This window comes from Kluyvera sichuanensis (genome assembly GCF_014218705.1).
GTDB lineage: Bacteria > Pseudomonadota > Gammaproteobacteria > Enterobacterales > Enterobacteriaceae > Kluyvera > Kluyvera sichuanensis.
The window spans coordinates 14,243-35,500 of the sequence record NZ_JABBJF010000007.1 but is presented as its reverse complement, the minus strand read 5'-3'; the positions used below and the strand labels follow the sequence as shown (position 1 = coordinate 35,500).

At 54.7% G+C, this 21,258-nt stretch carries 26 protein-coding genes; 13 read left to right on the top strand and 13 right to left on the bottom strand.

Annotation, left to right across the window (positions count from 1 at the left end):
- Nucleotides 1-9: 9 nt before the first annotated feature.
- From HII27_RS10225 to rplU, 3 genes are all read right to left on the bottom strand, one after another.
- Entirely contained in the window at nucleotides 10-975 is a 966-nt protein-coding gene (locus tag HII27_RS10225) for a DMT family transporter (RefSeq protein ID WP_185667807.1), read from the bottom strand.
- Nucleotides 976-1,088: 113 nt separating this feature from the next.
- Nucleotides 1,089-1,346, bottom strand: a complete 258-nt coding sequence (rpmA, locus tag HII27_RS10220) for a 50S ribosomal protein L27 (protein ID WP_035891128.1) — start codon at nucleotides 1,344-1,346, stop codon at nucleotides 1,089-1,091.
- 19 nt (nucleotides 1,347-1,365) lie between these two features.
- Complete coding sequence (rplU, locus tag HII27_RS10215) at nucleotides 1,366-1,677, bottom strand: 50S ribosomal protein L21 (RefSeq protein ID WP_003025032.1); 312 nt, start codon at nucleotides 1,675-1,677, stop codon at nucleotides 1,366-1,368.
- Between the two features lie 256 nt (nucleotides 1,678-1,933).
- Here rplU and ispB point away from each other — a divergent pair, with 256 nt between their 5' ends.
- Complete coding sequence (gene ispB / locus HII27_RS10210; protein WP_185667806.1) at nucleotides 1,934-2,905, top strand: octaprenyl diphosphate synthase; 972 nt, start codon at nucleotides 1,934-1,936, stop codon at nucleotides 2,903-2,905.
- 192 nt (nucleotides 2,906-3,097) lie between these two features.
- A complete protein-coding gene (sfsB, locus tag HII27_RS10205) occupies nucleotides 3,098-3,373 on the top strand; it encodes a DNA-binding transcriptional regulator SfsB (RefSeq protein WP_185667805.1) in 276 nt (91 codons plus the stop codon).
- Nucleotides 3,374-3,429: 56 nt separating this feature from the next.
- Here sfsB and murA read toward each other — a convergent pair whose 3' ends face one another.
- From murA to mlaF, 7 genes are all read right to left on the bottom strand, one after another.
- Nucleotides 3,430-4,689, bottom strand: coding sequence for a UDP-N-acetylglucosamine 1-carboxyvinyltransferase (gene murA, locus HII27_RS10200; RefSeq protein WP_185667804.1), 1,260 nt, complete (start codon nucleotides 4,687-4,689; stop codon nucleotides 3,430-3,432).
- 65 nt (nucleotides 4,690-4,754) lie between these two features.
- Nucleotides 4,755-5,009, bottom strand: a complete 255-nt coding sequence (gene ibaG, locus HII27_RS10195) for a BolA family iron metabolism protein IbaG (RefSeq protein ID WP_035891140.1) — start codon at nucleotides 5,007-5,009, stop codon at nucleotides 4,755-4,757.
- Between the two features lie 138 nt (nucleotides 5,010-5,147).
- Nucleotides 5,148-5,438, bottom strand: coding sequence for a lipid asymmetry maintenance protein MlaB (gene mlaB / locus HII27_RS10190; protein WP_185667803.1), 291 nt, complete (start codon nucleotides 5,436-5,438; stop codon nucleotides 5,148-5,150).
- Nucleotides 5,438-6,073, bottom strand: a complete 636-nt coding sequence (gene mlaC, locus HII27_RS10185; RefSeq protein WP_185667802.1) for a phospholipid-binding protein MlaC — start codon at nucleotides 6,071-6,073, stop codon at nucleotides 5,438-5,440. Before mlaC ends, mlaB begins: the two co-directional genes overlap by 1 nt.
- 18 nt (nucleotides 6,074-6,091) lie before the next feature.
- Nucleotides 6,092-6,646, bottom strand: coding sequence for an outer membrane lipid asymmetry maintenance protein MlaD (gene mlaD, locus HII27_RS10180; protein WP_185667801.1), 555 nt, complete (start codon nucleotides 6,644-6,646; stop codon nucleotides 6,092-6,094).
- 4 nt (nucleotides 6,647-6,650) lie between these two features.
- On the bottom strand, nucleotides 6,651-7,433 hold the full coding sequence (gene mlaE, locus HII27_RS10175; protein WP_185667800.1) for a lipid asymmetry maintenance ABC transporter permease subunit MlaE: 783 nt from the start codon (nucleotides 7,431-7,433) through the stop codon (nucleotides 6,651-6,653).
- A 7-nt stretch (nucleotides 7,434-7,440) separates the two neighbouring features.
- The gene (mlaF, locus tag HII27_RS10170) at nucleotides 7,441-8,253 is read right to left on the bottom strand and encodes a phospholipid ABC transporter ATP-binding protein MlaF (protein WP_185667799.1); all 813 of its coding nucleotides are present in this window, start codon (nucleotides 8,251-8,253) and stop codon (nucleotides 7,441-7,443) included.
- Nucleotides 8,254-8,441: 188 nt separating this feature from the next.
- Here mlaF and HII27_RS10165 point away from each other — a divergent pair, with 188 nt between their 5' ends.
- The 11 genes from HII27_RS10165 to npr are packed head-to-tail and all read left to right on the top strand — an operon-like array spanning nucleotide 8,442 to nucleotide 16,316.
- Nucleotides 8,442-9,416, top strand: coding sequence for a calcium/sodium antiporter (locus HII27_RS10165; RefSeq protein WP_185667798.1), 975 nt, complete (start codon nucleotides 8,442-8,444; stop codon nucleotides 9,414-9,416).
- A gap of 14 nt (nucleotides 9,417-9,430) precedes the next feature.
- The gene (kdsD, locus tag HII27_RS10160; protein WP_317983845.1) at nucleotides 9,431-10,417 is read left to right on the top strand and encodes an arabinose-5-phosphate isomerase KdsD; all 987 of its coding nucleotides are present in this window, start codon (nucleotides 9,431-9,433) and stop codon (nucleotides 10,415-10,417) included.
- Nucleotides 10,418-10,432: 15 nt separating this feature from the next.
- A complete protein-coding gene (gene kdsC / locus HII27_RS10155; RefSeq protein WP_185667797.1) occupies nucleotides 10,433-10,999 on the top strand; it encodes a 3-deoxy-manno-octulosonate-8-phosphatase KdsC in 567 nt (188 codons plus the stop codon).
- Nucleotides 10,996-11,571 carry an LPS export ABC transporter periplasmic protein LptC gene (lptC, locus tag HII27_RS10150; RefSeq protein ID WP_185667796.1) on the top strand — a complete coding sequence of 192 codons (576 nt, stop codon included), beginning with the start codon at nucleotides 10,996-10,998 and terminating at the stop codon, nucleotides 11,569-11,571. The genes kdsC and lptC overlap by 4 nt, the downstream gene beginning before the upstream one ends.
- Entirely contained in the window at nucleotides 11,540-12,094 is a 555-nt protein-coding gene (lptA, locus tag HII27_RS10145) for a lipopolysaccharide ABC transporter substrate-binding protein LptA (protein ID WP_185667795.1), read from the top strand. The genes lptC and lptA overlap by 32 nt, the downstream gene beginning before the upstream one ends.
- 6 nt (nucleotides 12,095-12,100) lie before the next feature.
- Nucleotides 12,101-12,826, top strand: a complete 726-nt coding sequence (gene lptB, locus HII27_RS10140; protein ID WP_035891167.1) for an LPS export ABC transporter ATP-binding protein — start codon at nucleotides 12,101-12,103, stop codon at nucleotides 12,824-12,826.
- A gap of 45 nt (nucleotides 12,827-12,871) precedes the next feature.
- On the top strand, nucleotides 12,872-14,305 hold the full coding sequence (gene rpoN / locus HII27_RS10135; protein WP_185667794.1) for an RNA polymerase factor sigma-54: 1,434 nt from the start codon (nucleotides 12,872-12,874) through the stop codon (nucleotides 14,303-14,305).
- Between the two features lie 22 nt (nucleotides 14,306-14,327).
- Nucleotides 14,328-14,615 (top strand): ribosome hibernation promoting factor, encoded by a 288-nt coding sequence (hpf, locus tag HII27_RS10130; RefSeq protein ID WP_185667793.1) that lies wholly within the window; start codon nucleotides 14,328-14,330, stop codon nucleotides 14,613-14,615.
- A gap of 55 nt (nucleotides 14,616-14,670) precedes the next feature.
- Nucleotides 14,671-15,159 carry a PTS IIA-like nitrogen regulatory protein PtsN gene (gene ptsN, locus HII27_RS10125; protein WP_185667792.1) on the top strand — a complete coding sequence of 163 codons (489 nt, stop codon included), beginning with the start codon at nucleotides 14,671-14,673 and terminating at the stop codon, nucleotides 15,157-15,159.
- Between the two features lie 33 nt (nucleotides 15,160-15,192).
- Nucleotides 15,193-16,047 (top strand): RNase adapter RapZ, encoded by an 855-nt coding sequence (rapZ, locus tag HII27_RS10120; protein ID WP_035891172.1) that lies wholly within the window; start codon nucleotides 15,193-15,195, stop codon nucleotides 16,045-16,047.
- The gene (gene npr / locus HII27_RS10115) at nucleotides 16,044-16,316 is read left to right on the top strand and encodes a PTS phosphocarrier protein NPr (protein ID WP_185667791.1); all 273 of its coding nucleotides are present in this window, start codon (nucleotides 16,044-16,046) and stop codon (nucleotides 16,314-16,316) included. The genes rapZ and npr overlap by 4 nt, the downstream gene beginning before the upstream one ends.
- 63 nt (nucleotides 16,317-16,379) lie before the next feature.
- Here the strand turns inward: npr and mtgA are convergent, their stop codons facing one another.
- The 3 genes from mtgA to HII27_RS10100 all read right to left on the bottom strand — a co-directional run bounded on the left by mtgA (nucleotide 16,380) and on the right by HII27_RS10100 (nucleotide 20,752).
- Complete coding sequence (mtgA, locus tag HII27_RS10110; RefSeq protein ID WP_185667937.1) at nucleotides 16,380-17,099, bottom strand: monofunctional biosynthetic peptidoglycan transglycosylase; 720 nt, start codon at nucleotides 17,097-17,099, stop codon at nucleotides 16,380-16,382.
- A gap of 226 nt (nucleotides 17,100-17,325) precedes the next feature.
- Nucleotides 17,326-19,665, bottom strand: coding sequence for an aerobic respiration two-component sensor histidine kinase ArcB (gene arcB, locus HII27_RS10105; RefSeq protein ID WP_185667790.1), 2,340 nt, complete (start codon nucleotides 19,663-19,665; stop codon nucleotides 17,326-17,328).
- Between the two features lie 163 nt (nucleotides 19,666-19,828).
- The gene (locus HII27_RS10100) at nucleotides 19,829-20,752 is read right to left on the bottom strand and encodes a TIGR01212 family radical SAM protein (RefSeq protein ID WP_185667789.1); all 924 of its coding nucleotides are present in this window, start codon (nucleotides 20,750-20,752) and stop codon (nucleotides 19,829-19,831) included.
- Between the last annotated feature and the right edge of the window lie 506 nt (nucleotides 20,753-21,258).

Here is a 21,258-nt window from a genome sequence, read left to right as displayed (position 1 = left end):
CTCCGTAAATCATTCGCCTGCGCGGGGTAACGGAACAACCGCTTCACGCTTACGCCACCGCCCCCAAAGACGATGACCAATGGCGGAATACATCGCGCCCGCAACCACGACAAACGCACCGAGGTAACCAATAAGGTTCAACATCGGTCTGGCGAAGAAATCGGGCCAGGCCATTGATAATAAATCTGAAAATAACAGGGTAAACAGAGGAGTCAGCGTGATTAACGCACTCACCTGTGCCGCCTGCCAGCGCGCCATCGCTTCCGCCAGCGCCCCATAACCGACCAGTGTGTTCAGACCACAGAAGATCAGACAGGCTAGCTGCCAGTCGCTCAGTTGCCCGATAACTTCAGGCTTTGCTAATGGCAGCAGTGCAATCGTACATAAAGTGTACAATAAAAAGAGGATCTGCTGTGATGCCAGACGTCGCAATAACACCTTTTGTGCGACACCGTAGCTCACCCAAACCATCGCCGCGCTAACCCCAAAAATGACACCCCAGGTGTAATCGGTCAGGCGGGTAAAAATTTCAATCAGGCTGGTGTTAAAGAACATCACCAGCCCGCAGATAAGCATGATTGCGCCGACTATCTGCGTGCCGCGCATCTTCTCTTTAAGAATAAAGACGCTGGCGACCATCATCCCGACGGGCGAGAGTTGGCCAATAACCTGAGATGCCGTCGGACTCACATACTGCAGCGATGAGCTAAACAGCACGAAGTTACCGAACAGCCCGCCGGTAGCGATAAGCAGCAGTACAAGCCAGCGAGGGTCGCGAAACAGCCGCAAAGAGGGCAGCTTGCGTTTCCAGGACAAAATGAGGCCCAGGCCACAGCTCGCCATCAGAAAGCGGTAGAAGACGATTGTGGGTGGCTCCATGACCTCCAGAACCTGCTTCATGGCAATCGGAAGTGCGCCCCAGCATACTGCTGTAGTGAGCGCCAATAGAATGCCAATGCCCGCCTGCTGCTTCATACCGGATTCCCTGCCCTGAAACGGTGGTACAACCCATCATTTTTCTGGCGTCGAATGTAAAAAGCCCCGCAACACGTTGCGGGGCTTTCATCCGTTACCGGGACGCGAAAAACTTATTCAGCAACGATGCTGATATAACGACGGTTTTTCGGGCCTTTCACTTCGAATTTCACTTTACCGTCTGCTTTAGCAAACAGAGTGTGGTCTTTGCCGCAGCCTACGTTAGAGCCAGCGTGGAACTGAGTACCACGTTGACGAACGATGATGCTACCAGCCAGAACGGATTCGCCGCCAAAGCGTTTTACGCCAAGACGTTTAGCTTCTGAGTCGCGACCGTTACGAGTCGAGCCACCAGCCTTTTTATGTGCCATTTAATCTGCTCCCCTTAACTTAAGCGCTGATGCCAGTAATTTTCACATCAGTGAACCACTGACGATGGCCCTGCTGCTTACGGTAGTGTTTACGACGACGAAACTTAACGATTTTAACTTTCTCGCCACGACCATGAGCAACAACTTCAGCTTTGATAACGCCGCCATCAACGAAAGGAACGCCGATTTTGACTTCTTCACCGTTTGCGATCATCAGAACTTCAGCGAATTCAACAGATTCGCCAGTTGCGATGTCCAGCTTTTCCAGGCGAACGGTCTGACCTTCGCTAACTCGGTGTTGTTTACCACCACTTTGGAAAACCGCGTACATATAAACTCCGCTTCCGCGCACAACTTTATGTGATTCAGAGTGCGCTATAAATATTCACAATAGGGCGCGAATATTACGCAAAACGCGAGCCTTTGACAAGTGCTACCATCAATACATGCAGAAAAAAAATACAACCTGCACAGCAACGTTTATCTGGGCCGTTTTTTCAGTACAATCGTATCTACAACTCTAACGTAAAACCTTCGTTATCCCATATGGATAAGTGGTAAACAGGACATTAAGCCCGGCTTTTGCGATGAATCTACAACAAATCAACGAGTTAACCGCGCAGGATATGGCGGGTGTCAATGCGACGATTCTTGAGCAGCTCAACTCGGACGTCCAATTGATCAATCAGCTTGGCTATTACATCGTCAGCGGCGGCGGGAAACGGATTCGTCCGATGATCGCCGTACTGGCCGCCCGTGCCGTTGGCTATCAGGGAAATGCCCACGTCACTATCGCTGCGCTGATCGAATTTATTCATACTGCTACGCTGCTGCACGACGACGTTGTCGATGAGTCCGATATGCGTCGCGGCAAAGCGACGGCAAACGCGGCCTTTGGCAACGCAGCCAGCGTGCTGGTTGGCGACTTTATCTATACGCGCGCCTTCCAGATGATGACCAGCCTCGGTTCACTAAAGGTGCTGGAAGTGATGTCTGAAGCAGTTAACGTCATTGCGGAAGGCGAAGTCCTTCAGCTGATGAACGTTAACGACCCGGACATCACCGAAGAGAACTACATGCGCGTTATCTACAGCAAAACCGCGCGCCTGTTCGAAGCGGCAGCGCAGTGTTCAGGCCTGCTTGCCGACTGTACGCCTGAGCAAGAGAAAGGGCTGCAGGACTATGGCCGCTATCTCGGTACCGCTTTCCAGTTGATTGACGATCTGCTCGACTACAGCGCCGACGGTGAAACGCTGGGTAAAAACGTGGGTGACGACCTCAACGAGGGCAAACCTACGCTGCCGCTGCTGCACGCTATGCGTAACGGCACCCCAGAGCAGGCGCAGTTGATTCGCGGCGCCATTGAACAAGGCAACGGCCGCCATCTGCTTGAACCGGTACTGGAGGCAATGGCCGCCAGTGGTTCACTGGAGTGGACGCGTCAGCGCGCCGAGGAAGAAGCTGACAAAGCGATTGCTTCCCTGACCTCCCTACCGGATACGCCGTGGCGCGATGCGCTTATCGGGCTGGCCCATATCGCCGTTCAGCGCGATCGCTAATCCCCGGTTCGCTTTCCCGCGACAACACCGAAAGTTCCTGAAAGCGCCGAAAGGCGCTTTTTTTGTCAGAAATTTGATGTTTTCCTAATTTAATTAAACTTACTAGAACTTTTTATGAACTTACCGAAAAGAGCGATACAGTGTATTCCTCACTCAACGTAGCGAGTTAATGACCGTTTTCAGGGAGGAAGTATGGAGAAGTTTAGCGACTGGCATCCCGCCGACATTATCGCGGGGTTACGTAAAAAAGGCACATCAATGGCAGCAGAATCACGTAAGAACGGGCTAAGTTCATCCACCTTAGCCAACGTGCTTTCACGTCCGTGGCCGAAAGGAGAGATGATCATTGCCAAAGTGCTGGAAACGGACCCATGGATTATTTGGCCATCGCGCTACCACGATCCGGTCACCCATGTGTTTATCGACAGAACGCAGTCTATTCGGCGCAGTAAGCAGGAAAATGAGTGAGATATTAAGAGAGAAGCGCCCACCAGAATCTGTGGGCGCTTAAATAGCGGTTGCGATTACTCGCCTTTGATACGTTCGATATTGGCGCCTAAAGCGCGCAGTTTATCTTCAATACGCTCATAGCCGCGATCGATGTGATAGATACGGTCAACGATTGTGGTGCCCTGAGCGATACAGCCCGCCAGCACGAGGCTTGCAGAGGCGCGCAGGTCAGTTGCCATCACCTGAGCCCCGGAGAGCTGCTCAACGCCGTGGCAAATCGCGGTGTTGCTTTCGATTTCCGCACGCGCGCCCATACGGATAAGTTCAGGAATGTGCATGAAGCGGTTTTCGAAGACCGTTTCAGTGATCACACCAGTGCCTTCCGCAACCATGTTCAGCAGGGTGAACTGGGCCTGCATATCAGTCGGGAATGCCGGATGTGGCGCGGTACGCACGTTCACCGCTTTCGGGCGCTTGCCGTGCATGTCCAGGCTGATCCAATCTTCACCAACTTCAACGTCGGCACCGGCTTCACGCAGCTTGGCCAGAACGGCGTCCAGGGTATCCGGCTGCGCGTTGCGGCAGACAATTTTCCCACCAGAGATCGCCGCGGCCACCAGGAAGGTGCCGGTTTCGATACGATCGGGCAGAACGCGGTAGACACCGCCCCCCAGACGCTTCACGCCTTCGATGGTGATGCGGTCGGTACCCTGACCCGTTACCTTAGCGCCCATGGCGTTGAGGAAGTTCGCCGTATCGACGATTTCCGGCTCGCGTGCGGCGTTTTCGATGATGGTGGTACCTTCCGCCAGCGTCGCGGCGGACATGATGGTAACGGTCGCGCCAACGCTAACCATGTCCATCACGATATGCGCGCCTTTCAGACGGCCGTTAACACTTGCTTTGACGTAGCCTTCTTCCAGCTTAATTTCTGCGCCCAGTTGCTCGAGACCTGAGATATGCAGGTCGACCGGACGCGCACCGATAGTGCAACCACCCGGCAGAGAAACCTGACCCTGGCCAAAACGCGCCACCAGCGGCCCCAGCGCCCAGATAGAAGCACGCATGGTTTTCACCAGGTCGTATGGCGCGCAGAAGACGTTTACCGAGCCCGCGTCAATCCACACCGAGCCGTTACGCTCAACTTTTGCACCCAGCTGAGTCAGCAGCTTCATGGACGTATCAACGTCTTTCAGCTTCGGTACGTTCTGGATTTCTACCGGGTCTTCTGCCAGCAAAGCGGCAAATAGAATCGGCAGGGCAGCGTTTTTAGCACCGCTAATGGTGACCTCGCCCTGAAGGCGGGTTGGCCCCTGCACACGAAATTTATCCATCAAATCTAATCTCTGTTAAGTATTCACGTTCGCCACCGGAAAAGTGCGCACACTTTTCCCCTGGCTCAAAAACCGTTGAGTTTGCGATCGCGTGCCCACTCTTGTGGGGTGTACGCCTTGATCGACAGGGCATGAATGCGGTTGTCCGCAAGATACTCCATCAGCGGGCCATAGATCGTCTGCTGCTTCTTAACCCGGCTCATGCCATCAAACATCTCACCCACGGCAATAACCTGGAAGTGGCTGCCATCGCCAGAAACGAGAACTTCCTGAAGGGAGAGTGCGTTCATCAGCACGGTCTGAATTTCATTATTTTCCATAGGTTCGCATTTCATTTGAGAGTGAAAACAAGCCCCACATCTTAGAGGAAAGTGGCGCGGTCTTAAACAAGCAAAAAGCCCCATCGTTGAGATTGATGGGGCTTTGTCAGAAACCACAACAGTAACGTGCTGAAACTGTTAGGGGATCATGCCTTCCGGCAGGTTGTACAAGCTTTTCAGGGTTACCAGTTTTTCGCTTACTCCTTCCAGGCTCGGGGTTCGCCCCTGCGCGCGGATAAGCTCAACCAGATGCACCAGCAGCGCCAGACCAGCCGTATCGACACGGCTCAGGCCGCTGAGGTCGAGAACCGACACGCCCTGCGTCGCTTCGCTTCTGGCATCCCACAGGGACACCAGAAAGTCCTGATCCAGTTCACCGTGCAGCGCCAGGCGTTCACCGTCGCGCTTCCAGCTTAGCGGTTCGGCCATTATTTTTTCTGATCCAGGGTGATTGGCTGTGCAGAAATGGATTTCAGCTGTGCGGTCAGGCCGTCAATGCCCTTAGTGCGCAGCAGGTCGCTCCATTCGTTCTGCTTGGTGGTGATCATGCTCACCCCTTCCGCAATCATGTCATACGCCTGCCAGTTACCCGTCTGGGTATTTTTACGCCACTGGAAGTCCAGGCGCACCGGAGGGCGGCCGTTCGGGTCAATGATGGTTACGCGGATAGGCACGATAGTCGCATCGCCCAGCGGCTGCTCTGGCGCAATCTGGTAGGTCTGGCCGTGGTACATCGCCAGCGCCTGACCGTATGCCTGCTTCAGGTATTCACGGAACGCGGTGAAGTATGCGTCACGCTGCGCAGGGGTCGCGTCTTTGTAGTAACGGCCCAGCACCAGCGCACCGGCGTATTTCACCTGTACGTACGGCAGCAGTTCCTGATCGACCACATCGCGCAGGTAGTTCGGATTAGAACGAATCTTCGGTTGTTCATTCTTCAGGCGATCGAACGTCTTCTGCGCCGCTTCATTCATCAGCTTATAAGGATTGGTTTGGTCTGCCGCGGTGGCCGCCGTCAACGGCGCAATCACCAGCATGGCAACCATCAGTAAACGTTTAAACATGTCGAGTATCTCCTGAGATTAATTCGTCGCGCCAGTCGCAGGCGTCGCCGTACCAGTATGTCCATCTGCAGAACCCTGCGCATCGCCTGAATTCTGATTGTCGCTGCCTTTGCTGTTGTAAAGGAATTGGCCAATCAGGTCTTCCAGTACCATCGCTGATTTAGTGTCCTGGATGATACCGCCATCTTTAAGGATAGACGTTCCCAGTTCAGGGTCTTCAAAGCCGACGTTCAGCGCCAGATACTGTTCCCCAAGCAGGCCAGAAGTACGAATGGCCAGCGAACTGGTATCAGGGATATGGTTATAGCGATCTTCGATATCGATAGCGACGCGCGGTAAGTAGGTTTTCGGATCCAGTTCAATATCCGCAACGCGACCAATCACTACGCCGCCAATTCGCACCGGTGAACGGTTTTTCAGGCCGCCGATGTTATCGAAGGTGGCGTAAATGCGGTAGGTTGGTTCTGATTTCATTGACGATACGTCCGCCGCCTTCAGGCAGATAAACAGCGCCGCCAGCAGGGCAACCAACAAAAAAATACCGACCCAGATTTCACTCTTTTTCGTTTGCATTCACTCAATTCCCAAACATCAGTGCCGTCAGCACAAAGTCCAGCCCAAGAACTGCCAGCGAGGAGTGCACCACGGTGCGCGTCGTCGCCCGGCTAATTCCGGCAGAAGTGGGGATCGCATCGTAACCGTTAAATAACGCAATCCATGTCACCGTAATGGCGAAAACAACGCTCTTGATCAGGCAGTTCACCAGATCCAGACGCCAGTCCACCGCATTTTGCATTGCCGACCAGAAGAACCCGGCATCAATACCTTTCCAGCTTACGCCGACCAGCGAACCGCCCCAGATGCCGACCGCCACGAAGATAATGGTCAGCAGCGGCAGCGAGATTACGCCCGCCCACAAGCGAGGGGAGATAACGCGACGCAGCGGATCCACCGCCATCATCTCCATGCTGGAGAGCTGTTCGGTAGCGCGCATCAAGCCAATTTCCGCGGTCAGCGCAGAACCCGCACGCCCGGCAAACAGCAGCGCGGCAACCACCGGCCCCAGTTCACGCAGCAGCGATAGCGCCACCAGCATGCCAAGACTGGTCTCCGCGCTGTAGGTGGTCAGCACCAGGTAACCCTGCAGCCCCAGCACCATGCCGATAAACACGCCCGACACGATGATGATGACCAGAGAGAGCACGCCGACGTTATACAGCTGGCGAACCAGCAGCGGCGCGTGTTTGCGGAACTCCGGCTTGCCGACAACGGCATTGAATAACATTAACCCAGCGCGCCCGAACGTCGCGACGGTCTTAATCCCGCGATGTCCAAGCGCTGCCAGTGCATTTAACAGCATGAGTAGATTAGCTCCCTGTGCCGATGAGATCGCGGCGATAATCGCCCGCAGGATAACGGAACGGCACCGGGCCGTCGGCAATACCGTCGAGGAACTGACGCACTCGAGGATCGCTATTTTCCTGCAATGAAGAGGCGCTGCCGTGCGCGACAATTTTCTGGTCCGCCACGATATAAGCGTAATCCGCGATGCTCAGCACTTCCGGTACATCGTGAGAAACCACAATACAGGTGACACCCAGCGCACTGTTGAGTTCAGAAATCAGCTTCACCAGCACCCCCATGGTGATAGGGTCCTGGCCGACGAAAGGCTCATCGAACATGATGAGATCGGGTTCCAGCGCAATAGCGCGCGCCAGCGCGGCACGACGGGCCATACCGCCGGACAACTCCGATGGCATCAGCTTTGCAGCACCGCGTAGGCCAACGGCCTCCAGCTTCATCATCACCGTGCTTTTCAGCAGCGGCGCCGGTAGACGAGTATGCTCGCGAATCGGATACGCCACATTGTCGAACACGTTCATGTCGGTAAACAGCGCACCGGACTGAAACAGCATGCTCATACGCTTACGTACGGTATAGAGGCGGGAGCGCGACATCTTCGGCACGTTCTCACCATCAAAGAGGATCTCTCCGCTATCTGGGGGGATCTGCCCGCCAATCAGGCGCAGCAGCGTGGTCTTGCCAATCCCCGACGGGCCCATAATCGCGGTGATTTTTCCGCGCGGCACCGAGAGCGAGATATTGTCGAAGATGACCCGACTGCCACGTGAAAACGTGACGTCTCGCACCTCGACCAGATTCTCGATATTTTGGCTCATAGGCTTACCTTTCCAGGTCCTTAAGTAGAGCAAACTCCTGCTTGCCCCCGCATTCTTACAGAATCCTAACCGCTCTGGTTAACGAAATCTGGCATTTGTTTTACTTTTCCAGCGCATAAAGTCAAAATTAGGAATTCGTTACGTCCAGACGTGCGGACCGACGATTATACCCGAATAAAGGATTTTAGATGCTTTTAGCTACGGCTCTGTTAATAATTGGTTTACTTCTGGTGGTCTACAGCGCCGACCGCCTCGTGTACTCCGCCTCGATTCTGTGCCGTGCTTTAGGTGTTCCTCCTCTGATTATAGGTATAACCGTTGTCAGCATCGGTACCTCACTGCCGGAAATCATCGTCTCTGCCGCCGCCTCGCTGCACGGGCAGGTCGATCTGGCCATCGGTACCGCCGTCGGATCCAACATCGTCAACATTTTGCTGATCCTCGGGCTGACCGCCCTGTTCCACCCATTTACCGTGCATTCTGATATTCTGCGCCGCGAATTACCGCTAATGTTGGTAGTGAGCCTGGTCGCAGGCTATGTGTTGTATGATGGCGAACTGTCATGGTTTGACGGCGTCTTTTTATTTATTCTGGCCGGGCTCTGGCTGTTGTTTATCATTAAAATAGCCCGTCTTGCCGAACGCGAGGGTAACGACAAATTTACCCAGGAGCAGTTGGCCGAACTGCCGCGCGATGGGTCGCTACCCGTAGCCTGCCTCTGGCTCGGCGTGGCGCTGATTATCATGCCGATGGCGACCCAGATGGTGATTGATAACGCCACCGTGCTGGCTAACTACTTCGCGATGAGCGAACTGACCATTGGCCTGACGATTATCGCGCTGGGTACCAGCCTGCCGGAGCTGGCGACCGCCATTGCGGGCGTACGTAAAGGCGAAAACGATATTGCGGTCGGCAATATCATCGGCTCGAATTTCTTTAATATTGCTATCGTGCTGGGGCTCCCCGCCCTTATCGCGCCAGGGACGTTTAACCCTCTCGCGTATACCCGGGACTACGGCGTGATGATGCTGGTCAGCGTGGTCTTTGCCCTGCTGTGCTGGCGCCGCCGTCAGGTAGGCCGCGTCGCGGGCGTGTTGTTAATCGGCGGGTTTGTGGTATGGCTGGCGCTGCTCTACTGGGGCACGCCGCTTTTCATCGAATGAACTGGGATAACACTATGTCGCAAATAGATTTGCCGTCAGATTTCGACTTCCAGCAGGCCGGAAGGGACGTTCTGGCGATTGAACGGGAAGGGCTGGAGCAGCTAGATCAATACATTAACCAGGATTTCAGCGCCGCCTGCGAGAAGATCTTCTACTGCACCGGCAAAGTCGTGGTCATGGGGATGGGCAAGTCCGGGCACATTGGCCGCAAGATGGCGGCCACCTTCGCCAGCACCGGCACCTCCGCCTTCTTCGTTCACCCCGGTGAAGCGGCGCACGGCGATTTAGGCATGGTCACGCCGCAGGACGTCGTTATCGCCTTATCCAACTCCGGCGAATCCAATGAAATTCTGGCGCTCATTCCAGTATTAAAACGTCTTCGCGTGCCGCTTATCTGCATGACCAGTCGTCCAGACAGCAGCATGGGCCGCGCAGCGGATATTCATTTGTGCGTCAAGGTTCCGCGCGAAGCCTGCCCGCTTGGGCTGGCCCCCACCTCCAGCACCACGGCAGCACTGGTGATGGGCGATGCGCTGGCGGTGGCGTTACTGAAAGCACGTGGCTTTACCGCTGAAGATTTTGCCCTGTCGCACCCCGGCGGCGCACTGGGTCGTAAGCTTCTGCTGCGCGTTAACGATATTATGCATACAGGCGATGAGATTCCGCACGTTAGCGTTGACGCGTCGCTGCGCGATGCTCTGCTGGAGATTACCCGCAAAAATCTGGGCATGACCGCCATCTGCGATGACAACATGCAGATCAAAGGGATTTTCACCGACGGTGACCTGCGACGCATTTTCGATACCGGCGCCGATGTGCGCAGTCTCGGCATTGCAGACGTGATGACGCCGGGCGGTATTCGCATTCGCCCAGGCATGCTGGCGGTCGATGCGCTGAACCTGATGCAATCCCGTCATATCACCTGCGTGCTGGTTGCCGATGGCGACCATCTGCTAGGTGTGATACATATGCACGACCTACTGCGCGCAGGCGTAGTGTAATCAAGGATATAAAGAATGAGTAATGCTGTCGCATCGGTCGCCACCTGTTATGGCCCGGTGAGTCCACAATTTATGGCGAAGGCGGAAAAAATCCGCCTGCTGATCCTCGACGTTGACGGGGTGCTTTCTGACGGGCTTATCTACATGGGCAACAGCGGTGAAGAGCTGAAAGCCTTTAACGTCCGCGACGGCTACGGCGTGCGCTGCGCCCTCACCTCAGATATCGACGTGGCGATTATTACCGGACGAAAGGCTAAACTGTTAGAAGACCGCTGCGCCACGCTCGGCATCACCCATCTTTACCAGGGGCAGTCGGATAAACTGATCGCCTACCGCGAGCTGATAGCAAAACTGCATCTCCAGCCGGATGAAGTGGCCTACGTTGGCGATGACCTGATCGACTGGCCGGTGATGGCAGAAATTGGTCTTAGCGTCGCCGTCGCGGATGCACACCCTCTGCTGCTACCGAAAGCCGATTACGTGACGCGTATTGCGGGCGGCCGCGGTGCAGTTCGTGAAGTCTGCGACCTGCTGCTAATGGCGCAAGGGAAGCTGGAAGAAGCCAAAGGGCAATCGATATGAGTAAAACCAGACGTTGGGTTATTATTGTGTTATCGCTGGTTGCGCTTGTCCTGATCGGCCTGAACCTGGCCGATAAAGACGACACGAGCCAGGCCGTCGTTAACGCAAACGATCCAACCTACCAAAGCGAACATACCGATACCGTGGTGTACAGCCCCGAGGGCGCGCTCAGCTACCGGTTAATCGCCGAGCATGTGGAGTATTTTTCCGACCAGGCGTTGTCATGGTTTACCCACCCGTTTTTGACAACCTATGACACCAACAAGGTGCCGACCTGGTCGATTAAAGCAGATAAAGCCAAGCTCACTAATGACCGCATGCTGTATCTCTATGGGCACGTTGAAATCAACGCGCTGACAGAAGACGCACAACTGCGTAAGATTACTACGGATAATGCCCAGGTGAACCTGACGACTCAGGACGTTTCCTCTGACGATCTGGTGACGTTATACGGAACAACATTTAATTCCAGCGGCCTGAAAATGCGCGGCAATTTACGCAGCAAAAACGCCGAGCTGATTGAAAAGGTTAGAACCTCTTATGAAATTCAGAACAAACAAACTCAGCCTTAAGCTGGCACTTGCCGGTTCCTTGCTGGCCGCCAGCCTGCCGGCAATGGCGCTTACCGGCGATACCAATCAGCCGATTCATATCGAATCCGATCAGCAGTCGCTGGATATGCAGGGCAACGTCGTAACCTTCACCGGTAACGTAGTGGTGACCCAGGGCAGTATCAAAATCAACGCCGATAAGGTCGTCGTGACCCGCCCGGCGGACCAGAAAGGCAAAGAAGTCATCGACGGTTACGGTAACCCGGCAACCTTCTACCAGATGCAGGACAACGGCAAGCCGGTAAAAGGCCGCGCCTCGAAAATGCATTATGAGCTGGCAAACGACTTCGTGGTGCTGACCGGCAACGCTTACCTTGAGCAGCTGGATAGCAACATCAAAGGCGACAAGATCACTTATCTGGTCAAAGAGCAGAAAATGCAGGCGTTTAGCGACAAAGGTAAACGCGTAACCACCGTGCTGGTTCCATCGCAGCTGCAGGACAAGTCCAAAGACCAGGCTCCGGCACAGAAGAAGAGTAACTAATTCGTTATGGCGACATTAACTGCAAAAAATCTGGCGAAGGCCTACAAAGGCCGCCGCGTGGTGGAAGATGTCAGTCTGACCGTGAATTCCGGTGAGATTGTGGGCCTGCTTGGGCCAAACGGCGCGGGCAAAACTACCACCTTCTACATGGTGGTCGGGATCGTTCCTCGTGATGCCGGCAATATCATCATCGATGATGAAGACATTAGCCTGCTGCCGCTGCACGCCCGCGCGCGTCGCGGTATCGGCTATCTGCCGCAGGAAGCCTCCATTTTCCGTCGTCTGAGCGTCTACGATAACCTGATGGCGGTGCTGCAGATCCGTGACGATCTGAGCAACGAACAGCGGGAAGACCGCGCCAAAGAGTTGATGGAAGAGTTCCACATCGAGCATCTGCGCGACAGCCTTGGCCAGGCGCTTTCCGGCGGTGAACGTCGCCGTGTTGAAATCGCCCGCGCGCTGGCGGCAAATCCGAAATTTATCCTGCTGGATGAACCGTTTGCCGGCGTTGACCCGATCTCCGTTATCGATATTAAACGCATCATTGAACACCTCCGCGACAGCGGTCTTGGCGTGCTGATCACCGACCACAACGTACGTGAAACGCTGGCCGTGTGTGAACGCGCCTATATCGTCAGCCAGGGGCACCTGATTGCCCACGGTACCCCTCAGGAGATCCTACAAGACGAACATGTTAAACGCGTGTATCTTGGGGAAGACTTCAGACTCTGATAGGGTAGTGGTTTACGACGTTAGCGGGAGATATTCGTTCTGAACATGAAGCAAGGTTTGCAATTAAGGCTCAGCCAACAGCTTGCCATGACGCCACAGCTGCAACAGGCAATCCGTCTGCTGCAGCTGTCTACGCTGGAACTTCAGCAGGAACTCCAGCAGGCGCTGGAGAGTAATCCCCTGCTTGAGCAAACCGATCTTCACGAAGAAGTAGAGACTCAGGAAACCGTCGATAACGAAACGCTGGACAGCGTTGATGCGCTGGAAAAACCTGATATGCCCGAAGAGCTGCCGCTCGACGCCAGCTGGGATGAAATCTACACCGCCGGAACCCCTTCCGGGACCGGCGCTGATTATCAGGACGATGAATTACCGGTTTATCAGGGTGAAACCACCCAGTCGCTTCAGGATTATCTGATGTGGCAGGTTGAGCTGACGCCGTTTACCGAGACCGACCGGGCTATTGCGACTTCGATCGTCGACGCGGTGGACGACACCGGCTATCTCACCGTCACGGTGGAAGACATTCTGGAAGGGATTGGCGACGAAGAGGTTGGCCTCGATGAAGTGGAAGCCGTGCTCAAGCGGATCCAACGCTTCGATCCAGTCGGCGTCGCCGCCAAAGATCTCCGCGATTGCCTGCTGATCCAACTTTCTCAGTTCTCCCCCGCTACGCCGCGAATCACTGAAGCCCGTCTGATTATCAGCGATCATCTCGATCTGCTCGCCAACCACGATTTCCGTTCACTGATGCGCGTCACGCGGCTGAAAGAGGACGTGTTGAAAGAGGCGGTGGATCTTATCCAGTCGCTGGATCCGCGACCGGGTCAGTCGATCCAGACCGGTGAACCGGAGTATGTGATCCCAGATGTACTGGTACGCAAGGTGAACGATCGCTGGGTCGTTGAGCTGAACGCCGACAGCATTCCGCGTTTGCAGATCAACCAACACTACGCGGGAATGTGCAACAACGCCCGTAACGACGCCGACAGCCAGTTTATCCGCAGCAACCTGCAGGACGCGAAATGGCTGATTAAGAGCCTTGAGAGCCGCAATGACACGCTGCTGCGAGTCAGTCGCTGCATCGTTGAACAGCAGCAGGCCTTTTTCGATCTCGGCGAAGAGTATATGAAACCGATGGTGCTGGCGGATATCGCCCAGACCGTCGAGATGCACGAGTCCACCATTTCGCGTGTGACCACGCAAAAGTATTTGCATAGCCCACGAGGCATTTTCGAGCTTAAGTATTTCTTCTCCAGTCACGTGAGTACCGAGGGCGGCGGCGAAGCCTCTTCCACGGCGATTCGCGCGCTGGTTAAGAAATTAATTGCCGCGGAGAACCCCGCAAAACCACTGAGCGACAGTAAACTGACCACCATGCTCTCTGAACAGGGTATCATGGTGGCACGGCGTACCGTTGCAAAGTACCGAGAGTCTTTATCCATTCCGCCGTCTAACCAGCGTAAACAACTGGTTTGACACAACTGATAAGGAAGACACTATGCAACTCAACATCACTGGACACAACGTCGAAATTACCGATGCGATGCGCGAATTTGTGAATACGAAATTCGTTAAGCTCGAACAGTATTTCGAGAGGATCAATCAGGTCTACATTGTGTTGAAGGTGGAGAAATTGACGCACATCTCGGATGCAACGTTGCATGTTAACGGGGGCGAACTTCATGCTAGCGCGGAAGGCAAGGATATGTACGCCGCCATCGACGGTTTGATAGACAAACTGGCGAGACAGTTAAACAAGCATAAAGACAAACTAAAACAACATTGATTGTCCGAGCAGTCGCCCGATATGCCCGCATACCGGGCGATGCTTAGGTGAAATTATGATAAATAACGATTCGGCTCTTCAACTGAGCAATGTCCTTAACCAGGAATGTACCCGCAGTGCTGTGCACTGTCAGAGTAAGAAACGCGCGCTGGAAATCATCAGCGAACTGGCGGCAAAACAGCTAGGCCTGCCTCCGCAGGTGGTCTTTGAAGCCATCTTGACCCGCGAGAAGATGGGCAGTACCGGTATTGGTAACGGTATCGCTATTCCTCACGGTAAGCTGGAAGAAGATACGCTGCGCGCCGTTGGCGTGTTTGTGCAGCTGGAAACCCCGATCGCCTTTGATGCTATCGACAATCAGCCCGTCGATTTACTCTTTGCGCTCCTGGTGCCGGCAGACCAGACCAAAACCCACCTGCACACGCTGTCCCTGGTGGCAAAACGTCTGGCGGATAAAACCATTTGCCGTCGTCTGCGCGCCGCGCAGAGCGACGAAGAGCTGTATCAAATCATCACCGATACGGAAACTCACGATGATGCATAGTGGACATCACATCGTACTGAGGAGAAACGGTACATGGTACTGATGATCGTCAGCGGCCGCTCTGGCTCGGGAAAATCGGTCGCCTTACGCGCGCTGGAGGACATGGGCTTTTATTGCGTCGATAACCTGCCGGTCGTGCTGCTGCCAGAACTGGCAAAAACGCTCGCTGACCGCGAAATATCGGCCGCCGTCAGCATCGACGTGCGTAACATGCCTGAATCACCGGAAATCTTTGAGCGGGCCATGGAAAACCTGCCGGATAACTTCTCTCCGCAGCTGCTGTTCCTTGATGCCGATCGTAACACCCTGATTCGCCGCTACAGCGACACTCGCCGCCTGCACCCTCTCTCCAGTAAGAATCTGTCGCTGGAAAGCGCCATTGATGAAGAGAGCAATCTGCTGGAACCGCTGCGCTCCCGCGCCGACCTTATCGTCGATACCTCCGAGATGTCGGTTCACGAACTGGCGGAGATGCTGCGTACTCGCCTGCTGGGCAAACGCGAGCGCGAGTTAACGATGGTGTTCGAATCTTTCGGCTTCAAGCACGGTATTCCGATTGATGCCGACTACGTCTTCGACGTCCGTTTCCTGCCGAACCCGCACTGGGATCCTAAGCTGCGTCCGATGACCGGCCTGGACAAACCGGTGGCTGCGTTCCTTGACAGGCACACGGAAGTTCACAACTTTATCTACCAGACCCGCAGCTATCTTGAGCTATGGTTACCTATGCTGGAAACCAATAACCGTAGCTATCTGACCGTGGCGATTGGTTGTACCGGCGGTAAACACCGTTCGGTCTACGTTGCCGAACAGCTGGCTGACTACTTCCGCTCGCGCGGCAAGAACGTGCAGTCTCGTCACCGGACGCTGGAAAAACGCAAATCATGACCGTAAAGCAGACCGTTGAGATAACCAACAAGCTGGGCATGCACGCCCGCCCGGCGATGAAGTTGTTTGAGCTGATGCAAAATTTCGACGCAGAGGTTCTGCTGCGTAACGATGAAGGAACCGAAGCGGAAGCGAATAGCGTGATTGCGCTGCTGATGCTTGACTCGGCCAAAGGCCGTCAGATTGAGGTCGAGGCCACCGGGCCGCAGGAAGAAGAGGCGCTGGCCGCGGTGATTGCGCTGTTTAACGCCGGATTCGACGAAGACTAGTCCGTCGCCCGGGATACCGGTTTAATGTTGCCCGGCCGAGCGCAGCGACGCCGTGGCCCCCGGTTAATACAGCTTATTCTCCCGCATAAACCCTTCCCCACCCAGCTGACGCATCTGGCGTAAAATCCACGCCTGACGACTACGTACATACCCTGACGGCGCATTGGCTTTAAAACGAATCGGGTTAGGCAGCACCGCGGCCAGCAGCGCGGCTTCCGCCATCGTCAGCTTGCTCGCGGGCTTATGGAAATAGCGCTGAGATGCGGCCTCCACACCAAAAATACCGTCGCCGAATTCGGCAATGTTCAGATAGACGGTCAGAATACGCTTCTTACTCCAGACCGTCTCCATGCCCAGCGTCAGACCGGCCTCCAGCCCTTTACGTACCCAACTGCGCCCATCCCACAGGAACAGGTTCTTCGCCGTCTGCTGCGACAACGTAGAGGCGCCGCGAATCCGGTTTTCATTACGCTCGTTATGCGCTAGCGCTTTCTCAATCGCCGAGACGTCAAAACCCCAATGATCCGGGAATTTCTGATCCTCAGCGGCGATCACCGCCAGCCCCATAAACGGCGAGATAGCGTCCATGCTAACCCAATCAGAGTGCGCCACGTAGCCAAAGTCGCCCGTCATCCAGGCGCCAATTTGACGCTCAATCATCACTGCGGAGAATGGAACCGGCAGAAAACTGAATGCGGCAATACCACCGCCCCAGAAAAGCGCCAGCAGCAGCAACAGTCGCCAGAACAGTTGTTTTAGCCCCGCTACCTTCCTCAAAGCCATCTTCTTCACGCTAACTCTCTGACGCCGATTAATATTTCTGATTAAGTCGTTATGCTTCACACATTTTACTGATTCACGTAACAAACATTTTAAGTTTTGCTATCTTATTGAGCGTGCAATCGTATTTCAGGTTGTGTCAAAAACAAAAAAATAGAGCTAATCAGCTGACGCAGCCACCAGTTCCCTGGTGTTGGCGCAGTATTCGCGCACCCCGGTCAAGCCGGGGTCATTTTTTATCAGCGCTCGCTACCCACGCTTTCAGCACCGCAACGTCCTGCTGCCACTCGGACTTCATCTCTTCAACCCATTCACCCACGTTATCCCACCAGGCAGGTAAATCCGGCGACTGGATCTGCTGCCCCAGTTGCTGCAGGTGACGTAAACCAACGGAGCCAGCTGCACCTTTGATCTTATGACCTTCCTCGACGATGCCTTTCTGGTCGCGCGCGGTCAGGTTCGACTCCAGCACCGCCAGATAGCCCGGCATCATCTTCTCGAAGACCGCCAGACCGTCGGTAATCAGCTTCGGCCCAACCAGATCGATGTACTGCTCCAGCATTGGAATATCCAGTAGCTGCTGCGATTTACTGCTTTCTACAGGCGTCACGGTACTCTCCTCTTCGTCTTCAACGGTGTCCCAGAACTTCTTGATCATCGCCGTCAGGGCCGGTACCGAGAGCGGTTTACTCAGCACATCGTCCATCCCGGCTTCCAGATACTCTTTTTTATCTTTCAGCACGTTCGCCGTCAGCGCGACCAGCGGTGGTAAATCGTCAGCGTGGTATTTACGCGTCAGCTCGCGGGAAATATCCAGCCCGGTCATGTCCGGCAGCTGGATATCCAGCAGCACCAGGTCATATTCACCGGGGGTGAACATTTCCAGCGCATCCTTACCGGTCATCGCCACGTCGACGCTATTACCCAACTTCTCAAGCACCGAGCGGGCAACAATGACATTCAGCTCAATGTCTTCCACCAGCAAGACATGCAGCGCCGGCAGCGGCAGCTCATCGTCCTCAAACGCGTCTTCAACCTCTTCCGCCACCGCGGGCGCATGTACCGTCAGGGTGAAGGTGGCGCCATGCCCTGCCAGGCTTGAGACTTCAATATCACCGCCCATGCTTTTCGCCAGGCGGCGAGAGACCGCCAGACCGATACCGGTGCCAGTAGCAGGTTTGCCCCCCTGGCTATCTTTCACCTGATAATACATGGCGAAGATTTTATCCTGCTCTTCCTGCGGGATGCCGATACCAGAGTCTTCAACTTCAAAGCGGAGCATGTCGCCAGCATCATAGCGCACGCGCACCGTCACGCTCCCCTGCTGGGTAAACTTCACGGCGTTGCTGATAAGGTTCCACAGAATCTGGCGCAGTCGGGTGCCGTCGGTAATCACCTTATGCGGCAGCGGCAGCGTTGGCTCCATCACGAAGCGCAGCCCTTTTTGCTGCGCCTGCAGGCCGGAGAGGTTTTCCAGGTCAGCCAGGAAACCGGTGAAATCGACCGGCTGGTTATCCAGCTGGACCTTCCGGCGCTCCATTTTGTCCATGTCGATAATATCGTTGAAGATATTGCCCAGCGTGACCGCCGAGACATGGATGGTTTTCAGGTATTTTTCCTGCTCGGTGGTCAGGTTGGTGTCGAGCAGGATGCGGCTTAAGCCGACGATGCCGTTCAGCGGCGTACGCAGCTCGTGGCTGATGGTGGAGATAAAGGTGGTCTTGTCGCGGCTGGCGCGCTCGAGCGCGTCCTGATAGCGCTTACGCTCGGTAATATCGCGACCAAAGCCCATCAGGCCATGACGTTTACCGACGCGGTCGTAGTACGGCACTTTACGAATCTCAAAGCAGGCTTTGCGACCGTCAGGATAGTCGAGCCACTGTTCATAGGTGAGTGAAACGTTGTGACGGAACACTTTCTCATCGGTTTCAATAACTTTCGCCGCCGCCTCAGGGGCATAAACCTCTTCCGGGTGCAGGTGAATCAGCTGCTTCTCGCTTTTGCCGGTCAGCAGTTCCATCGCCCGGTTACAGCCAGAAAACTCTTTATCTTCATTGCGATAGAAGACCAAATCGGGAGAGGCATCCAGGAAGGAGCGCAGGAAAGAGGACTGCTGTTCAAGGCGAATCTGCGTCTCTTCACGTTCCTGCACCTCAATACGCAGCTGCTCGAGCGTAGCAAGACGCTCGGCCTCCGCTTTTTCACGGTCGCTAATTTCCTGATTCAGTTGAGAAATATTGTCTTTGAGCTGGACGTTCAGCTTGAGATCGCGTTCGCGCATCTCTTCAAGCTTTTCCACCAGCCGGGAGAGACGCTGTCGTGACTCTTCCAGCTGTTCCACCACCACCGACAGGAAGTAAACCGCCCAGGGGGTAATCAGCAAACCGAAGAAGATAGAACGAATAACATCAATGCTTTCAACCTGGCCGTGCAGCACCATGGTCACCGCCATCTGCACCACAATGGCCAGTACCACCAGCGCCAGCGCCAACAGTAATGAGAAACGTACCAGACCCAGCTTCATCATCAGGTCGACGTAATACTGCGCCAGCATACGGATTTGCTTCATAAGGGATTCCTTAACGACAACGTCGTTCAATCATACCCAATTCTGAGCGTAGCGCGGTAGGTTGTGCGAAAAATGCGGGGATTATCTGCTAATTGGGCTAGGGAGCCTTCCCGGCGGCGCTGCGCTTGGCCGGGCGACACGGCTGTTGTAGGCTGCCGCAGCGCTATGGCTGCACCCACGGCCGGCCCAAGGCTGACCCCTGCACGCCGTGCTCGTTCAGGTATTTATCCAGCTCCACCATCCCGGTCCAGCGGTTCTCACACCACAGCGGGGCCAGCAGCGTCGGGCGACGTGCGCTGGCGGAAATGCGGTGATAAATCACCTCCGGCGGCGTATGGCGAATCATCTCGCCCGCGGTGACCGTATAGTCATCCAGCTCAATCCCGTTCAGACGCCCGGCTTCCCAGGCTTTCGCCATGATGCTGCCGGTGACAATATGTAGCGGATGCAGCTTAATGCCATCAACGCCCGTCTCGACGACCTGCTCAAGCGTCTCCAGACATTCGCGCTGCCCTTCGCCCGGCAGGCCGACAATCAGATGGCTGCACACCTTCAGGCCGCGTTCGCGCGCCAGACGGGTGGTGTTCTGATAGCAGGCAAAATCATGACCGCGGTTAATACGGTGCAGCGTTTTATCGTGTGCCGTTTGCAGGCCAAGCTCCAGCCACACTTCATAACCCTGCTCGTGGTATTCACTCAACAGGTCAAGCACCGCCTCCGGCACGCAGTCCGGGCGCGTACCGACGCACAGCCCGACGATATTTGCCTGACTAATAGCCTGCTGGTACATCGAGCGCAGCACCTGCACTTCGGCAAAGGTGCTGGTATAGGCCTGAAAGTAGGCCAGATAGCGTTTTGCGCGATTCACCAGATTCGCCTGATGCGCCAACTGCTCGGCAATCGACTTATGCTGCTGCTCTTCATCGGCGAACGAAGCTACGTTGCAGAACGTGCAGCCGCCGCGACCGATGGTGCCATCGCGGTTGGGACAGCTAAATCCACCATGCAGCGTCAGTTTATGAACCTTTTCGCCATAACGACGCGTAAGATCCCCACCAAACATATTGACTAATTTTTGTAACTGCATAATCTGATAGACCGGCCTGAAGAAAGGGGCCAAGCCTGCCATTTTTAGTCTCGATCGGCGATGACCTGGATCAATCGTCATGTAGACCTTTTACCTCATTGCATAACCAATCAAAATAACTGCAATTTCATTCACAGCCATATAGATTATTTTTACTTATGTTCAGCGCCTGATTTGCAATAATCTATCTGTCGTTGAAAAACAGAGTGATCCTATACCCCCACACTCCATGCCAGCATTAAATGCTACTTATCGTGATATAAACAGTGCATGACGATTAAAACAGCGCTTTCAGATAGTGAGACAGATCACACTAGCTAATCCCATTCAGCACGCTTAACGTCAGCCAAAAATGACATATTTTCCTTATATATCATTATGTTAATTGCTCTATAGCACATTTCTGTATAAATAAGATTGCCATTTGACCTATGTATCGATTCCCGATAAGTTGGGAATCCGCTGGAAGCTTTCTGGATGAGCAGTCTGCTCATCATATTTATGCA

Excerpts from the sequence above, each read along its gene's own strand:
- HII27_RS10225 (WP_185667807.1), bottom strand. The coding sequence starts at position 975 with ATGAAGCAGCAGGCGGGCATTGGCATTCTATTGGCGCTCACTACAGCA.
- rpmA (WP_035891128.1), bottom strand. The coding sequence starts at position 1,346 with ATGGCACATAAAAAGGCTGGTGGCTCGACTCGTAACGGTCGCGACTCA.
- rplU (WP_003025032.1), bottom strand. The coding sequence starts at position 1,677 with ATGTACGCGGTTTTCCAAAGTGGTGGTAAACAACACCGAGTTAGCGAA.
- ispB (WP_185667806.1), top strand. The coding sequence starts at position 1,934 with ATGAATCTACAACAAATCAACGAGTTAACCGCGCAGGATATGGCGGGT.
- sfsB (WP_185667805.1), top strand. The coding sequence starts at position 3,098 with ATGGAGAAGTTTAGCGACTGGCATCCCGCCGACATTATCGCGGGGTTA.
- murA (WP_185667804.1), bottom strand. The coding sequence starts at position 4,689 with ATGGATAAATTTCGTGTGCAGGGGCCAACCCGCCTTCAGGGCGAGGTC.
- ibaG (WP_035891140.1), bottom strand. The coding sequence starts at position 5,009 with ATGGAAAATAATGAAATTCAGACCGTGCTGATGAACGCACTCTCCCTT.
- mlaB (WP_185667803.1), bottom strand. The coding sequence starts at position 5,438 with ATGGCCGAACCGCTAAGCTGGAAGCGCGACGGTGAACGCCTGGCGCTG.
- mlaC (WP_185667802.1), bottom strand. The coding sequence starts at position 6,073 with ATGTTTAAACGTTTACTGATGGTTGCCATGCTGGTGATTGCGCCGTTG.
- mlaD (WP_185667801.1), bottom strand. The coding sequence starts at position 6,646 with ATGCAAACGAAAAAGAGTGAAATCTGGGTCGGTATTTTTTTGTTGGTT.
- mlaE (WP_185667800.1), bottom strand. The coding sequence starts at position 7,433 with ATGCTGTTAAATGCACTGGCAGCGCTTGGACATCGCGGGATTAAGACC.
- mlaF (WP_185667799.1), bottom strand. The coding sequence starts at position 8,253 with ATGAGCCAAAATATCGAGAATCTGGTCGAGGTGCGAGACGTCACGTTT.
- HII27_RS10165 (WP_185667798.1), top strand. The coding sequence starts at position 8,442 with ATGCTTTTAGCTACGGCTCTGTTAATAATTGGTTTACTTCTGGTGGTC.
- kdsD (WP_317983845.1), top strand. The coding sequence starts at position 9,431 with ATGTCGCAAATAGATTTGCCGTCAGATTTCGACTTCCAGCAGGCCGGA.
- kdsC (WP_185667797.1), top strand. The coding sequence starts at position 10,433 with ATGAGTAATGCTGTCGCATCGGTCGCCACCTGTTATGGCCCGGTGAGT.
- lptC (WP_185667796.1), top strand. The coding sequence starts at position 10,996 with ATGAGTAAAACCAGACGTTGGGTTATTATTGTGTTATCGCTGGTTGCG.
- lptA (WP_185667795.1), top strand. The coding sequence starts at position 11,540 with ATGAAATTCAGAACAAACAAACTCAGCCTTAAGCTGGCACTTGCCGGT.
- lptB (WP_035891167.1), top strand. The coding sequence starts at position 12,101 with ATGGCGACATTAACTGCAAAAAATCTGGCGAAGGCCTACAAAGGCCGC.
- rpoN (WP_185667794.1), top strand. The coding sequence starts at position 12,872 with ATGAAGCAAGGTTTGCAATTAAGGCTCAGCCAACAGCTTGCCATGACG.
- hpf (WP_185667793.1), top strand. The coding sequence starts at position 14,328 with ATGCAACTCAACATCACTGGACACAACGTCGAAATTACCGATGCGATG.
- ptsN (WP_185667792.1), top strand. The coding sequence starts at position 14,671 with ATGATAAATAACGATTCGGCTCTTCAACTGAGCAATGTCCTTAACCAG.
- rapZ (WP_035891172.1), top strand. The coding sequence starts at position 15,193 with ATGGTACTGATGATCGTCAGCGGCCGCTCTGGCTCGGGAAAATCGGTC.
- npr (WP_185667791.1), top strand. The coding sequence starts at position 16,044 with ATGACCGTAAAGCAGACCGTTGAGATAACCAACAAGCTGGGCATGCAC.
- mtgA (WP_185667937.1), bottom strand. The coding sequence starts at position 17,099 with ATGGCTTTGAGGAAGGTAGCGGGGCTAAAACAACTGTTCTGGCGACTG.
- arcB (WP_185667790.1), bottom strand. The coding sequence starts at position 19,665 with ATGAAGCAAATCCGTATGCTGGCGCAGTATTACGTCGACCTGATGATG.
- HII27_RS10100 (WP_185667789.1), bottom strand. The coding sequence starts at position 20,752 with ATGCAGTTACAAAAATTAGTCAATATGTTTGGTGGGGATCTTACGCGT.